This window comes from Petrachloros mirabilis (assembly GCF_975968855.1).
This window is the reverse complement of sequence record NZ_CDLUDY010000271.1, coordinates 1-14915: the sequence shown is the minus strand read 5'-3', so window position 1 is coordinate 14915 and position 14915 is coordinate 1. Positions and strand designations below refer to the sequence as shown.

Annotated in this window: 16 protein-coding genes; 8 read left to right on the top strand and 8 right to left on the bottom strand. The window is 54.1% G+C overall.

Annotated elements, in window-relative coordinates; genetic code table 11:
- Positions 1 to 66: 66 nt before the first annotated feature.
- From ACWVCN_RS11600 to ACWVCN_RS11570, 7 genes are all read right to left on the bottom strand, one after another.
- Positions 67 to 756 (bottom strand): hypothetical protein, encoded by a 690-nt coding sequence (locus tag ACWVCN_RS11600; protein WP_455245904.1) that lies wholly within the window; start codon positions 754 to 756, stop codon positions 67 to 69.
- Positions 757 to 828: 72 nt separating this feature from the next.
- Positions 829 to 1065 carry a hypothetical protein gene (locus ACWVCN_RS11595; RefSeq protein ID WP_455245902.1) on the bottom strand — a complete coding sequence of 79 codons (237 nt, stop codon included), beginning with the start codon at positions 1063 to 1065 and terminating at the stop codon, positions 829 to 831.
- 28 nt (positions 1066 to 1093) lie between these two features.
- Entirely contained in the window at positions 1094 to 1630 is a 537-nt protein-coding gene (iscU, locus tag ACWVCN_RS11590) for a Fe-S cluster assembly scaffold IscU (RefSeq protein WP_455245901.1), read from the bottom strand.
- 18 nt (positions 1631 to 1648) lie between these two features.
- Positions 1649 to 2539 (bottom strand): thiamine pyrophosphate-dependent enzyme, encoded by an 891-nt coding sequence (locus ACWVCN_RS11585; RefSeq protein ID WP_455245900.1) that lies wholly within the window; start codon positions 2537 to 2539, stop codon positions 1649 to 1651.
- Positions 2540 to 2594: 55 nt separating this feature from the next.
- Positions 2595 to 3500: a thiamine pyrophosphate-dependent enzyme gene (locus ACWVCN_RS11580; protein ID WP_455245899.1), complete on the bottom strand. Its 906-nt coding sequence runs from the start codon at positions 3498 to 3500 to the stop codon at positions 2595 to 2597.
- A gap of 219 nt (positions 3501 to 3719) precedes the next feature.
- Complete coding sequence (erpA, locus tag ACWVCN_RS11575; RefSeq protein ID WP_455245898.1) at positions 3720 to 4043, bottom strand: iron-sulfur cluster insertion protein ErpA; 324 nt, start codon at positions 4041 to 4043, stop codon at positions 3720 to 3722.
- A 1242-nt stretch (positions 4044 to 5285) separates the two neighbouring features.
- Positions 5286 to 5579 carry a hypothetical protein gene (locus tag ACWVCN_RS11570; protein WP_455245897.1) on the bottom strand — a complete coding sequence of 98 codons (294 nt, stop codon included), beginning with the start codon at positions 5577 to 5579 and terminating at the stop codon, positions 5286 to 5288.
- Positions 5580 to 6553: 974 nt separating this feature from the next.
- Between ACWVCN_RS11570 and ACWVCN_RS11565 the strand changes: the two genes are divergently transcribed.
- From ACWVCN_RS11565 to ACWVCN_RS11530, 8 genes are all read left to right on the top strand, one after another.
- Positions 6554 to 6703 carry a hypothetical protein gene (locus ACWVCN_RS11565; protein WP_455245895.1) on the top strand — a complete coding sequence of 50 codons (150 nt, stop codon included), beginning with the start codon at positions 6554 to 6556 and terminating at the stop codon, positions 6701 to 6703.
- A 446-nt stretch (positions 6704 to 7149) separates the two neighbouring features.
- Positions 7150 to 7584 carry a response regulator gene (locus ACWVCN_RS11560; protein WP_455245893.1) on the top strand — a complete coding sequence of 145 codons (435 nt, stop codon included), beginning with the start codon at positions 7150 to 7152 and terminating at the stop codon, positions 7582 to 7584.
- Positions 7581 to 8693, top strand: coding sequence for a sensor histidine kinase (locus ACWVCN_RS11555; RefSeq protein WP_455245891.1), 1113 nt, complete (start codon positions 7581 to 7583; stop codon positions 8691 to 8693). The genes ACWVCN_RS11560 and ACWVCN_RS11555 overlap by 4 nt, the downstream gene beginning before the upstream one ends.
- Positions 8694 to 9296: 603 nt before the next feature.
- Entirely contained in the window at positions 9297 to 9428 is a 132-nt protein-coding gene (locus ACWVCN_RS11550) for a hypothetical protein (RefSeq protein WP_455245890.1), read from the top strand.
- 171 nt (positions 9429 to 9599) lie between these two features.
- The gene (locus ACWVCN_RS11545) at positions 9600 to 9728 is read left to right on the top strand and encodes a hypothetical protein (protein ID WP_455245889.1); all 129 of its coding nucleotides are present in this window, start codon (positions 9600 to 9602) and stop codon (positions 9726 to 9728) included.
- Positions 9729 to 10437: 709 nt separating this feature from the next.
- On the top strand, positions 10438 to 10719 hold the full coding sequence (locus tag ACWVCN_RS11540; protein ID WP_455245887.1) for a DUF2934 domain-containing protein: 282 nt from the start codon (positions 10438 to 10440) through the stop codon (positions 10717 to 10719).
- Positions 10720 to 10726: 7 nt separating this feature from the next.
- Positions 10727 to 11923 (top strand): glycosyltransferase, encoded by a 1197-nt coding sequence (locus ACWVCN_RS11535; protein ID WP_455245885.1) that lies wholly within the window; start codon positions 10727 to 10729, stop codon positions 11921 to 11923.
- A 56-nt stretch (positions 11924 to 11979) separates the two neighbouring features.
- On the top strand, positions 11980 to 14103 hold the full coding sequence (locus ACWVCN_RS11530; RefSeq protein ID WP_455245884.1) for a glycoside hydrolase family 15 protein: 2124 nt from the start codon (positions 11980 to 11982) through the stop codon (positions 14101 to 14103).
- Between the two features lie 577 nt (positions 14104 to 14680).
- Here ACWVCN_RS11530 and ACWVCN_RS11525 read toward each other — a convergent pair.
- A partial coding sequence (locus tag ACWVCN_RS11525) for a hypothetical protein (RefSeq protein ID WP_455245883.1) occupies positions 14681 to 14915 on the bottom strand: 235 nt, incomplete at its 5' end.

Here is a 14915-nt window from a genome sequence, read left to right as displayed (position 1 = left end):
GTGAAACGGTCCCGGCGACTTGTTCTCTGCCCCAGCCGTTTCTTGCTTGCTCGCATAAAGCTTTGCCTAAACTCTAGATTCGCCCTCATCTGCCCCTTCAGCAGCCTCGAGATTGCTTCCAGACAGCGCGGCATAATGCCGAGCCCATGTCAAGTACAGGTATCCACTGTCTCGCATCACATCGGCTCCCGTCAGAACCTTGTCAGCCAATTCGGCATTGTTTCCGCTCGCCTTGATTTCCGCTGCGCAAAACTCCAAGGCACGAGAGAACGTGGTGATGAATGCGGCCATCCTCATGATTAACGGCCTGACGTCAGGTCCGTGGTCCTCCAGATCCTGTAAACCCGCCACGGCCTCTCCGCTAACGGCGTCACTCGCTTTGGATGGTTGAGGATACAGTTGCTCGAGTCGTTTGATTAGGGGTAGGGCTTGGGGTGTGCTGACGTGTGTCGTTTCGCTGGCTGGATGGTCCCACGTGAGTGTCCGGATGCCGGCCTCCGTCAGTACACTTCGGATGGTTTCGATTATCGCTTCCAGCGTTACCTCAGTCCAGGGCCGCAAGTCTAAGACCCGTTCCTGCGGGTTCCGAGGCGGAGGGCTGTCGTGCACTAGCACCCAACACCTGTCAAAAACCCTTGTGCGCAGGGTTTCCGGTATGTTGAGCGAAGCTAGGCGGGATGTGCAGAGTGCCGTGACCAGCAGGGCGAACTGAAGATCGGGCATGCCGGGACGATCTATATCGAGCGTTTGTATCATCTGTTGCGTCTCACGTGAGGTAGTGGAGCGGCCTCCAGCGGTCACGGCGCGTCGGTAAAAAAATTGTTTCGCTCAGAGATCGGTATAAATGTCGAAAAAGGCGTCGACGCTATCCTGTAACTGCGCCTTGATTTCTTCCGGCGTACCGTTGATGACATGCAACGCCATGTTTCCTTTTGATCCGTCCGGCAGCGTGACGGGGACGTGAGGATGGAGCAATTCTGGGGCTGTACCCCTATCCAGCCGCATGCCATAGCCCAGCGTATATTGGGGGGGCACATGCGAGGGAACTAATTTCAAGTGCGCCATGATTCTTATCCTCCCATCACTATTCGTTTCAGACGTGTAACACAGAGTTCTTCTTGTAGTCCTCCAGGGCAGCTTTGATCGCATCCTCGGCCAGGACCGAGCAGTGGATTTTAACGGGCGGGAGATCAAGCTCCTGCACGATGTCCGTATTCTTGATTGTGCTCGCTTCCTGGATCGTCTTTCCTTTAAGCCATTCTGTAGAGAGGCTGGAGCTGGCGATTGCAGAGCCGCAGCCGAAGGTTTTAAATTTAGCATCCACGATCTTGTCGTCCTGCACCTTGATCTGCAGCTTCATGACGTCGCCGCACTCGGGCGCTCCAACTATGCCCGTGCCCAAGCCTGGTTCATCCTTCTTGAAGCTCCCCATGTTTCGGGGGTTATTGAAATGGTCCACTACTTTTTCGCTGTATGCCATGTGCTGACCCTCCTCCACGTTAAGCGGTTGATAATAAGGGAGCCGCCGATTGAACCCGCTTTCAAATCCCGGGCGGTGATCAGGTAATGAAGTCCCGTAGCCGAAACGCTCAGCCACCGCTTCCTGCTCCTGGCCGTTCTCATTCGGCACTGTCGAATCGTGCCGCCCTTATGTCTTTGTGCTCACAGCCGCCGGCTTCGGGAGGAACTCCTTATAGCCGTACCGCTCGGCCAAGTACTCCTTGCCCTCATCGCTGACAAACTCCGTAAATTTGTAACGATCCAATTCGACGGTCTTCGCGTCTTCCATGACCTTGTCGGTCGGGATCGCATACTCGATATTGCAGGACGTATAGGCCTGAATATAGGTTGGGCCGACCTCGCGGGCGATCAGCACCGCCTTCTTGATGACGCTTTCGACACGGCGAGGATTATTCGGGACCACCGTTGCAACATAGGCGCAGCCTGCGAGTTTGGCCATGGCCACCATATCCATCTTTTCGAACTTCTTTCCAAGCGGGGCCATCTTGAGCACCGCTCCTCTGGTCGTCATCCCGCTCTCTTGTCCTCCCGTGTTGCCGTAGACCTCATTGTCCAGCATGATCGTCGTGAAACGCTCCTTCCGGAACCAAGAATGGAGCACCTGCTGGAAGCCGATGTCTGCGGTCCCGCCGTCGCCTGCCATCACCACGACATCCTTGGGCTGATCCCCGAATCGGATGCGCAACCCGCGCGACAATCCGCTGGCCACACCGTTCTGGTCGCCGTAGTTGCCGTAGACGAAAGGAATCGCCGCCTGTGAAATCGCCAACCGGCCGCAGCCAGCAGTTCCAACCGTAATCGTGTCTTCGGGATTTGGGAACGCAACGATGGCCAACCGGATGAACAAGGTCATGGCACAGCCAGCACACATCGGATGCTCCTCGAGGATTTCTTTAAAGCTTCCCATTTGTGACACGGTGGTTTTTTTCCCGAAGGGGCCTTGCTCCACCATATCCCGATATTCTTTCGGCATGAACGTGTCGAGTCCTGGGGTGAACTTCACATAATTGAGACTCATCTAAGACCTCTCCCTCTGTTATCCGCGGTTGCGGGGATGGTTGCGGGGATGATAGTTACGCCTCTTGCACAGCCAACTGCTTCGCCGCGTCCTTCTTTTTCTTGGCCTTTGCTGCAAGGTCAGCTAGGAGCGCTTTCGCGGGCTCGCTGATGTATTCCTTAAACGCAAACCGTTCGCTCGGCTTTTCTGAATCCCGCATTTCCTGTAACCCTTCCATGCTGTTCTTGCCAATTTCCAGAATGCAGGGCGTATACAGCTGAAGATAGGTCGGCCCGATTTCCCGAGCGATCAAGACGGCATTGCGGACAACCTTCTCGACGAGCGAAGGCTTGCTCACCGTGCAGTTCACGATGTAGTGACAGCCAGATTCCCGTGCGATCTCCGGGAGGCGTACTTTGTCGAAGAGTTTCCCGACCGGGGCCATTTTGGCCACGAACCCCTTCTGCATGAGGCCGCTTTCCTGTCCACCGGTATTGGCGTACAGCTCGTTGTCGAAGCAAATGGTGGTGAACTTTTCCTGTCGGAACCACGCCTGGAGCGTCATGTCCAAGCCAATGTCCACCGTCGCGCCATCTCCCGCCAACACGACTACATCCTTGGTGCGGTTCGGGAAGCGCACACTGAGCGCCCGCTTGAGCCCGGAAGCGATGGCATTCTGGTTGCCGAAGAGGGAGTGAATGTTGTGGACGGCCACCATCGGAAACACCAGACTCGTGCATCCGGTCGAGCCGACCATGACGGTGTCTTCAGGATTGGGAAGCGAGGCCAAAATATAGCGAAACGCCATCGACTCGGGACATCCGGCGCAGAGCGAGTGTTGCTCAATGAGCTCCTTGGAGGTCCCAATATCTTTCCAGCCCCGCTCTTCCTTGCCATAGGTGGCGTTTCGGACAAGATCCTGATAATCCGACGGCATAATGTCATAAAGATCTGGCGAAATAGTGATGCGCTCTGTGCTCATATTCATCTCCTCTCAGCCATGTTGAGCTTTAATCTGTTCCATATCCGGGTCATCCAGGCGTTCTGCGTTCGGTTCACGTTTAACTTCCACGTCCAGCCAGCGTCGCAGATCGCATGCCAATCGCTCCTGACACGCATACTACAAAGACACTGAGCAAGAGTTTCGGAGCCATGTGACGAAAACAGTATGTGTCTCCCCCGAAGTCAAGCCAAAACGACGTTAAGCGCTGAATGAACTGCCGCACCCGCAGGTCGTCTTCGCTTGAGGATTCTTAATCGCAAAGCCAGAGCCTTGCAGACTGTCCGTATAATCGACTTCACAGCCGTTCAGCAGCGGGGCGCTTTGCGAATCCATGATCACTTTCACATCACCTTTTTCGATAACCGTATCGTCTTCGCTCATCTTGGATTCGAACGACATGCCGTACTGGTAGCCATGGCAGCCGCCGCCTTTCACGTACACGCGCAGACCAATCGTATCCTTCTCCTCTTCCTGCATGAGTTCATGAATTTTCTCTTCTGCTGCCTTCGTCATGGTTATCATGAGCTCTCCGTATTTATTGAGTTACTGAAGCACGCTAGATGTCTCAACCGACTCTTGTGTCGAGGCACCTCTGCCAGCCAGAAGCAGCAGTCGCCTCCGGTTATCGAAAGGTATTGTAGGCCTACGGAAATAAACCCTGGCGTAGTAGCGGCGGAGACCGGGGAATCAGTCGCGCAGGGGGAAAGAAGAAGCGCGAGAGATAGGACAGTCAACGGAGCTTCACACCTGACAACATCACCCTGGGCGCATTGGGCATGGAAGTCAAGCAGTATAATACGACCCCGAATAGCTCAACGATGCGCGCATGTCGGAAACCGGATATAGCCACCATTGGTGATTCCGTTATTCATGTCATGTCTGTCGGGCTGCTGTTGACGATTCCACCTTTCTCTCTGTCTTTGGCAGCATGAGTTTGTAGTCTCCGTGACCCCGTGATGTGAGATCTAACCGTCCAGTCCGGGTCAACTTATCGACTTCGATAAACACCTGGTTCCATGTCAGATCAGGACAGCGCTCAACTAAATCATCCATTTGACACCCAGGAGAACGTCGTACTGCTTCAAGAATTTGACTCTGAACACTTTTCTGCACCACCATACGCTTCCTTCCTAATGTTGTTTGGACATCGCCACTCTTGAACGTCTCTGGGCCTAACATCCCGTTTGCCCTTTGCACTCCGAAAGGCATTGCGTGCCTTACGATCTCTTTTTCCCATGTGAGACCCGAGGAGATCCAGGCACACGAGCGCGGCTCTTTAGTGGTTGATAGTGCTTCCTTCGATTGGCTTCGATCACGGGGTCGCTGGCTTCACCACAGAGGAGACAACGCCACCCTGTTACCGCAGCATCACCATTCCAAAGCTCTTTCATCCAGATGGTAATCATGACACCCTGGCAACGTAGGCACTGCATCGAGTCCTCCTGTCGTCAGAACCTCCAAGAGTTGTTTGCGTCCGTTCCATCAGCATGATGGGATCGGGGTCCCCTCTCTCAAACCACCGGTTGGTCTCATTCCAAAGCAAGGATGGCGCCACAAAAACCATGTGTTCCTGTGGCGCACGGACGATGGCCTCAGTGAAAACTATCTACCGGATCTCTTTCTTTTCCTCGGGAAGCGACGCCCAGATTGCCACGGCCCACACGAAGAACATCAATCCAAGCAGGCTATAAATCTGATACATCTGAATCACCTCTCTTTCTCGGACTCTTCGGATTTGCTTTTTCGTCTCCGCTGATTGCGTCCTCAGAATTGTGGTGCAAGCGGGATTAATGTCCTCGTCGTCTCCTCATCCTTGCAGTTTTCTTCGGCTAACAGGCGCTGGCCATAAGTGGCCCCATCGGGAATTCTGGCTAAACAGGCCTTCAACGTATCCTCTGCCGAACCAGATGCCAGGAGCCTAAGCGCTTCAGTCGGAGCAAGCATCATGGGTCTTTCCACGGACTGATCGGCGGCGTGAAGCGGCAGGATCGGTAAAGATGCAAAGAGCACTGCCAACGAAACCAGGACCGGCCATTTTATGATTGGAAGGATTCTCATCGTCGATACCCCCATAGTTAGGTTGGGCCCAGGGTTGGCGCTTCAAGGCAGGCCCACTCAGTGAAGCGCGAGCAAAGACTCATGCAAATCAGCCTCATGGTTGTCATCTCAGCAGAAATCGTCTCTAAGCCGGATGCTCTAAAGCGGGCACGAGAGCCATGAATGTCGAGAAATCCGGCGGTCACATATTCAGAACGATTGAGTCACTGAGTCACGTTGCTCGGCTGAGCAACCGGACCGTGGAATCAGGCGCGCCAGGAAAGCGAAGTAGCGCGAGAGATGGGACAGTCAGCGTGGCCCACTGGTATGAACGATTACACCGTACAGGCTGAAAGTAGAGGAGTCAATGTGGCGGAGAGGCGTATTGTTACTAACTCGACGTTTCTATGCGCGTATTTATTTTTCTGCAGCTATCGTTTCTCGGACATGGTTGCATAGCACCAATGAGGGGATTCGTGAAATGAGGGAATTCGTGAATTGTTCAACGCTCAAACCTGGGGAGCTTGCTCTTAGAGTTGGCGACACAGCGTGAAAAGAAAAATCAAGACCAACAGAATGACAGGGGGAGTGGACAACGCAAGCTTCAGCTGTTAGCGTGTCTGCAGCAGTAGAGATGTGAACCACAATGTAACCCCTCTTTCGCGCATTCAATTCTCCAGCCTATTGCGCGTTGAGTCTTCAGTCGTTTCCTGAACAGTAGTAATCAGCCCTCGGTAGGCCTCCAACGGCCTTCGTAGGATTGATTGTGTCTCACAAAGTACCTTCCGCGTGGAGTGTCTATGATTCCAACGGGACGGCGCTCTGTAAGCATTCCACCGTCGGGTCGAAGAGGAGGGTTCCGATCCAAATGCGCTAGTGCGGAAGGGGTGTGCCTTGAGGGCTGAAGCAGAACCTAGAGAGGGAATTCTAGAGCACGAGCGACTGGTTCGCGACGGCACATGTAACGATCAAACATTCAAAGGGGGTGAATATACATGGCATGGGGAATCATCATGACAGTAATTACGCTGGCCGGCATGCTTGCGCTTGTGATCTCTTCGCTCAACGAGAAGGAAGTATGTCCTTCCGTGAAGGAAACGGATCCAGTTCTTTCAGCCAAGATTGCGCGCCGACTGATGGCGTAACGGCAGAGGCTAAATGGCACCAGCAGCAAGTGGTCACAATCTAGGATGGAAATCCGGATGCCAGGAGGCGCGGGTGGCCATTCGATATGCGGGGACGGGTGAACCGTGGTTCTCCTTCTTCACCAAGAGGTAATACTCAAGAGGTAATACATGGGTATCTTCACCATCGGAGTTGTCACCCTCGTCCTCCTTATTTGGACGTTGGTGTGGAGTTTAGGAATGGAATCGAAGGCGGAAAAGCGGCGTCAGGACCTGGCCAGCTAGCCCAGCGTGGTGTGAGGAGCGATTCAGAAGTCGAGGCGCCAGGCCGCTTCGGGATTTCTGTGCCTCGCGGAGCAGTCTGGTTAATTAAGTGCAGAGTTCACGTCCTAGATCGTTCTGCAACGCAGCCGCAGTGGAAGCGGTAGACATCTTGCTCTCATGGAGGACATTGCATGGAGCAAATCATGAACGAGTGGAAATCAGGATTCTTTACCGGGGGCACGGCGTGTGGCGGGAGAGTTCTTGTTGTAGACGACGAGCCGGACATTCGCAAAGTGGTTTGCCTTTCCCTCCGGAAAGCAGGGTACGAAGTGTTGGAGGCCGAGAGCGTCGAGCAAGCGATCCGGACAATTAATGGGGGTGAGAACCCTCTCGTACTTGATGTGGTCATCTGCGACATCCGCATGCCAAAGATCAACGGGATTGAAGCAATCGCCTATTTTCGTTCCTCTTACCCACACGTGCCGCTGGTCGTTCTGACGAGATTCCCGGACCTGGAAATGGCGATATCACTATTCCGCCAAGGCGTGGTCGATTACTTAGTCAAACCGGTCGGGTCCGAGCAGCTCAGAACCACGGTCCTCCGGGCGATGCAACAACGGGAGATGGCCCCTTTATGACGAATGAACTTCACACGATTAAGCCAGCGCAAGCTGATGGGAATACGGCGAGCACCAACCCGGTTCCGATGATTAACCTTGCTGTTATAGGGGCTGGGAGTAGAGGGACAGCGGTCCTTGAACTGTTGCATCGAATCCCGTCCATCAACATCGTTGGGATTATCGACCGCGATCCGTTGGCGCCGGGGCTTCAACGCGCTCGCGAGCTGCGTATCCCTATCAGCGAGAATCTCACCATGCTGATTGCACATCGCGAAGTAAACCTGATTGTAGATGTGACCGGAGATCCGGAAATGGGACGCTATCTCGCCACCCATAAGGGATCAACAGCAGAAATCGTCAGTGCCACGGTGTTCCGTCTATTCTGGACACTGGCCCAGCACGAAACCCGCCTACCACAGGATCAGCATCCTGTAGACAAACTAACCGACATCGCTTTATTCGCTGCCGCTAGGATTGCTCACGACATCAACAATCCGCTTCAGCTGATCCTGGGACTAGCCGAACACCTCCTCAATGAGCAAGATCACAATGTAGTCCGTGAGCACACCAAGGGTATCATTGAGGCGGTCAAGCGAACCAGTGCGATGTGCTGCGATCTTACTCGCAATGCCCGCCGGTCCTCCGTGCCAACTGATTCAGTTGTCTGTCTCAACAGCCAACTTGATGAAAGTTTGAAGATTGCCCGCTATGCAGCGGGTTTCCAAGATATTACCGTAATAAAACAGTACACCCACGGCGCCATGGTCCAGGGTAATCCAGAGGAAGTGCTGCACGTATTCGTTAATCTCATCGTAAACGGTGTGCATTCCATGGATCACAGTGGGGGGACGCTCACCCTGACAACTTCCAAGTCCGGTACCGAGACCGCCGTCCGTATTACTGATACCGGGTGCGGCATCGATCCAGAGACGGCAGGCCGGATGTTTGAACCGTTTTTCACCACCAAGAAGGTTGGGAAAGGGGCAGGACTTGGGCTCTGCAACGTGCAAACCACCGTCGGGAAGATGCGCGGGATCATTGCTGTCGAGAGCAAAACCGGTCACGGAACGACATTTACGCTTACCTTTCCTGCGAACGCCCTAGCGGAAACAAACTTGGCGACATGAGTTCATGACCTGGCGTCGAGAACGTACCAGAGCGGTGCGGCTTACAAGCTCGTGAACGCACACGAGACTAGTAAAAGCTGGGATCGCTCTGACCAAGAATGTGAAGTGGCACGAGGGCCGTTGAATCGACTTGGGGAGCTGCTTAGCTCACAAACAGGTGGGTATCCGTGACGATTGTTCTTCGTCTCTTCTTATTGAGAAGGAATGCACACCATGACCACCACGAAAAATGATTGGTATCTCGCCGGGATCGTATTAGCCATCGGGATCGTGTTGATTGGTGCTTATGCCTTGCTACTCTGGTATGTGCTGGGTGGTTGATGATCGTATAGACTATTATCCCTAATTCAGAAATCTTGACGCTTCTCCCGACCAAAAGACTTTTGGCTGCAGACTTTAGCACCTGCACCTGCTACCAGGACAGGACAAACCAAATTCTCTGCATCAGCACCAAACTTAGAACTTTCAGGTTGTGCACCTGTTGGCTGGGCGAGTGCATCAAGAATTTGCATTTGTATCCAACTGCCTAACTCTGCCTAATTCCCAACGACGCGTTGTCAGTGTAGCGTGGGGACGTTTTCAAACCAAGGAGGAGGGAGGCACATGAAGGCACACAGATTGATGTCGATCAAGCAACTGGCCGAGCTGCTCGGCTTCAAGCACGGACACGATTCGGCGTGCCGTCCGCAGCGGTCTCACTCCCTCAACGCGAGAAGGGACGGCCTACCGCTTTGACTGGCCGAAAGTCCGCCAGGCGATGGAGCAATGGGCGAATGAGACGCGGACCCGGCGAAGCATGCCGGCGAGTGCGCCGGGCGGCAGAGGCCGGCCGCGCGCCGCCCCATCGCCCCCGGCTGGTAACACGGGGGCTTTCACCACACCTCTTACAGGAGGTCTATCCGTTCGATGAGTTCCCCGTTCTCACTCACCCTTGATTGGCCGTCGTTCACTCTCCCGAACGGAAGCGTGAAGAAGACCATGGAAGTTCTCGAAGGCGAATGGATCAGGGACAAGGATGTCAGCAATCATTTCTGAGCACGTGGTGTCGCGGAACTTCATTCGGTCTCAATGACCTTGCGCCCTTCTCACTGACGCACGTGAGGCCAAGGAGTAGATCTCCGCTCTCCCCATGAAGGAAGCGTTGAGCGGCTTCCCTTCCAACCGCTGAATACATCCCGCTGAAGGCGTTGTGACCACTCATCGATTTCTGTTCGGCATGTGCTCCCTACGTCACCATCACGTGCACGTGCGCATGGTGGCCGGATCCGGTTTCTAACATACGTGTATTGTTGAGCTATTCCGGGTTGTATTACATTGCTTGACTTCTATGCCCAATGCGCCCATGGTGATGCTGTCAGGTGTGAAGCTCCGATGACTGTTCTATCTCTCGCGCTTCCTACTATTCTCCCAGCGTGACCGATTCCCCAGTCTCCGCCGCTCTTGCGCCAGCGGTTCTCTGGCTTGCTGCCGTTCCGGTCTCATGGCCTGCTCATGGAGGTGGCCAAGACTCCGGTCATGCTGCAGGGGGCTGTGCTATTCATGCGCGCATTCCACAGAAAAGGAAGGTCTCCGGCGTGAAGTCCGTGAAGAACGATCTCACGGTGAAAGAGGAGGCCTAAAAGCATTCACTCGCAAGACAGATCAGCTCTCCGTCCGTCGATATTCGTCACAGTGATGTCGACGGACGACGGAGCAGCGTACGCACTCACTCAACCGTGAACCATTCGGGAGCATGAGCAGGTGTATGATCGTCAAGAAAACCGGTTCAAATCACGTCACGCCAAGTATGTCGGCCGGCAAACCCAAGGTCGGTCCAAACGCCGAACGGATCGGTCCCGCTATCCAGATCTCGAGGGTTGATTGGACTCACGAGCGCGTTGCGCGACGCACCTACGAACTGTATGAGCAACGGGGACAGCAGGACGGCCGGGCCATTGTTGTCTCCTGCATCGGTAAAGGGATTAAGATCGAGCTCCGAAAGTTCAATCTGAAACGTGGGGGTCTGTTATGCGATACGACCGTCTGATCTAATCATGTACGCACCCTTGAAACCCTTGACGATCCTGCATGTGGCGACGATTAACAAGCCGATTACGTCGCAGATGGGTTATGGTCCCATCGAAACGGTTATTTACAATATTGATAAGGGTCTCCATGCCCTTGGGCACCGGTCAATTGTGGCCTGTTCTTCAGATTCCTCGGTGACAGGCGAAAAGTACACCACCGTTTCAAAGACCCTCGGCGACTATTGGCGCGCAAATACTCCGGAGGGGCGAGCACATACGGACCTGCATCTCTCACGGGCCTTGGCGCGGGCGGACCGCGGCGACATCGACATCGTGCACATGCACGAATGGTTTGAGCGTGTGTATGCCGGCAGCTTCAATCCGTGCGCGCCCATCGTGACGACGCTACATGTCCCTGGTCAGCACAGCGGATTTAAGGAATATCATGAACGGTATCCTAATACGTCGCATCGCCCGCACCTTCATTGCATCGCCATTAGCGACTATCAGAAGCTTCAGTATGATGATGTGATACAGGTTGTAAAAACCGTTCCACATGGAATTGATGTGGACGACTATCTGTTCAAACAAGAGTCGAATAGGGGAAGCTATCTATTCAGCATTGGACGGATCACCAACGTGAAGGGGCAGGATATTGCCATCGACGTGGCAAACCGTGCGGGGGCGCAGCTAATCCTCGCAGGCTGTATTCAGGATAAGCAAGAGGACCGAGCGTTCTTCGCTCGACTGAAGAAATCGATCAATCTGATCGTCGATGTCAGCCGATATCCTGTGAATGCCGATTACTATGAGGCGGTGATGAAGCCGATCCTGTCCTCGAAGAAACAGATTATCTACGTCGGTGAGCTTGGGAGCGCAGCGAAGAAACACTGGTATCGGCACGCACAGGCCACATTGTTTCCGATTCAGTGGGGGGAGCCTTTTGGGATGGTGTTGATCGAGTCGATGGCTTCCGGCACTCCCATCCTGGCATTCGGAGAAGGTGCGGTTCCCGAGATCGTGAAACATGGGGAGACCGGATTTGTGGTAGGCTCGGTTGATGCGATGGTGAAGGCGGTTAGTTGTCTCGATCAGATTGATCGCCGGAGTTGCTGGAGACATGTGAAGACACACTTTTCGATTCGGCGAATGGCGGAAGGATACGCAGCCGTCTATGCTCGGCTTGCCGGCGTGTCCGCGCTGAGCCAAGCAGAAGTCGCGTAGCGACTGCAGCGGCAATGAAGTCACCTCACCCCCTGGCCTAATCCAGGAAGGCAGATATGCCCAGAGACATTCCAGTAAGTAACGGAAATCTCCTCGTCAACTTCGACTTTGACTATCGGATTCGGGACATTTATTTCCCCTGGATTGGCCAGGAAAACCAGACTCGTGGACAGGAGTTTCGATTCGGCATTTGGGTCGATGGTTGTTTCTCCTGGATGGGCCCAGAGTGGGAAAAGGATCTTCGGTACCGTGATGACAGCCTCGTTACGCAAGTGCTGTTGACGAACAAGATGTTGGGCCTGACGGTACGCTGCCAGGATGCCGTGGATTTCCAGCTGAACGTGTATGTCAAAGAGATCGAAGTCACTGACATGACGAACTGTCGGCGAGATGTCCGCATCTTTTTCTGCCATGACTTTCATCTGCTCGGATACGATATCAGTGATACGGCCTACTTCGACCCCCGGACCAAGTCCATCATCCATTACAAGATCAACCGGTACTTTCTTGCGAATTGTGGCACCGCGAAACAGCAAGCTGCCGATTATTTCACGTGCGGCATGAAGGACGCGCCAGGGAGGGAACCGTCTTGGAAAGATGCGGAAGACGGCGATCTCATCAGGAGTCCGATTGCATGGGGGTTTACACAGTCCACCATTGGTGTGCAGTTGGTACTGCCTTCAGGAGGTACAGGCAGGGCTTTTTACTGGATTGCCGCAGGTACCCGCTATGACGAGGTGGCAGATCTTAATAGACGCGTGGTCGAACAGACGCCAGCAGTCCTGATCGAGCGCACGTCAAACTACTGGCGGGCTTGGGTTCAGAAAGAAGCTCGATCGTTTGGAAACTTGCCGTCGTCCGTGACAAATATCTTCAACCGCAGTCTGCTCATCTTGCGATCGCAAATCGACAACCGCGGGGCGATAATCGCTGCCAATGATTCGGATATCGTGCGATTCGGCGGGGACACCTACTCCTACATGTGGGGCCGCGACGGGGCGTTCGTTGCGGCGGCGTTGGAAAAGGCCGGCTATCCCGAGCTGTGCCGACGATTCTTCGATTTCTGTAGCCGATCCCTTGCGGAAGGCGGCTATCTCTTTCAGCACTATAGTCCGGACGGCTCCTTGGCGAGCAACTGGCATGCGTGGGTACTGGATGAGAAAGAGGTCTTGCCCATTCAGGAAGACTCGACAGCGTTGCTCCTCTGGGCACTCTGGATTCACTACGAATGTTCGAAGGACATCGAGTTCATCCGATCGTTGTACGAGAAGCTCATTCTCAAATGCGCTGATTTTCTGGTGGCGTATCGGGATGCGGAGACATTGTTGCCGATTCCTTCGTACGACCTGTGGGAAGAACGGTACGGTGTGCATGCTTACACGATCGCAACAGTCATTGCCGGTCTCCGTGGTGCGGCAAATTTTGCGCAAGTGTTTCAAGATTCAACCCGTGCTGAAGCGTATCGTGCCGTCGCTGACCGGATGGCCGAGGGTATTGCGGCACATCTGTATCATTCCGGGAAGCGAAGATATGCTCGATCCGGTTATCGAACGACTAACGGCTATAAACTCGATGAAGTGATTGACGTCAGCCTGCTTGGGCTCGCGACGTTCGGTGTGCTGCCCCCGAATGATGCTCGCATCGTCGAGACGGCAGAGGCCATCCGTCACGAACTCTTCTGTCGAACTCCGATTGGAGGCTTGGCGCGTTATCAGAGCGATCAGTATCAGCGAGAGAAAGATGTGCCACAGGATGTGCCGGGGAATCCCTGGTTCATCGCCACGCTCTGGCTAGCCGAATATGACATCATGCGGGCGGAGAACCTTCAGCAACTGCACGATGCGCTTCCGTGCCTTGAATGGTGTGCAAAGAATGCGTTGGTCTCAGGGGTGCTGGCCGAGCAGGTGCATCCCATGAAAGGGGATCCGCTATCGGTGTCTCCGCTCACCTGGAGCCATTCGGCCTTTGTGTGGGCGGTCCTGTTATACGTCGAGAAATTTTGCACGCTGGGAGGGGACGAATCGCCTGCCCCGAGCGAGAGTCGGGAGGCGACCGTCCTGCCCCCTATGAACCAGATCGGATCTGGCAGTAGGATTCCTGCCGACGGAAGGAGGGGGTATAGCACTAAACCGGTATACGGCAGACGAGATCATCGGGCATCTACGGACAATCGAGATTGAAACGAGCAAAGGCCTCGGGATTGCAGAGGCCTGTCGCAAGCTTGGGATCACGGAACAAACATAATGTCGCTAACAGCGAGAGTGCGGCCGCTTCCCTTGCGGAAGCAAGCTCTCGGGATTTTAACGTCTCTGACTAGGATTAGGATGAGGAACAACCGGTCGGTCCTTGTCCATCAGCGCGATGCTTCACGCGTCAGCATCGTCCGGATTTGCTACCACGCTGCTACCAGGACAGAACAAACTAGCCCCATCTGGCCCCATGTCGGGAGAGTCCTGGTTTGTTGTTTCTTGTGGAGTTCGGTTGTCTGAGGTTGGACTGTTGGAAATTCGTAAACCGCGATCGTGCCCAATTTGTCCTTTTTAGAAATTATCAGCCTAAATTCTCCACAAGTTGCTAGAGACTCAGAACCTCATTGACTCACCAAGAATATGGGGACTCTTTCGTGACTCATTTTCCACTTCATCGATTTTCTTGGCGAGTGCCATGTGGCGCCAAACTCTTGATGGAGAGAGGACCCTTGCTTGGATTATCTCCCCGATATCGGGAGAAAGTCTGACATTGTTGCCAGGGAATATGCTACAGAGTTACGTCGTTGTTCGTGTTCTGCAAATTGCGCTGGTCGTTGATAAACCAGTGATCGCAGGCCGTGTCTCCGTCGATGTTGCCATTAGCACCAGCCGTAAATCCTATCGATGACGCTAGCACACTAAAGCCGGCGCTGGTTGGCGCCACTGTGACGTTACAAGGTGTGGTCGCGGTTGAGCTGCCAGGAAACTGCGACGCCGTTGTGCCATCTCCATTACCGCCTACG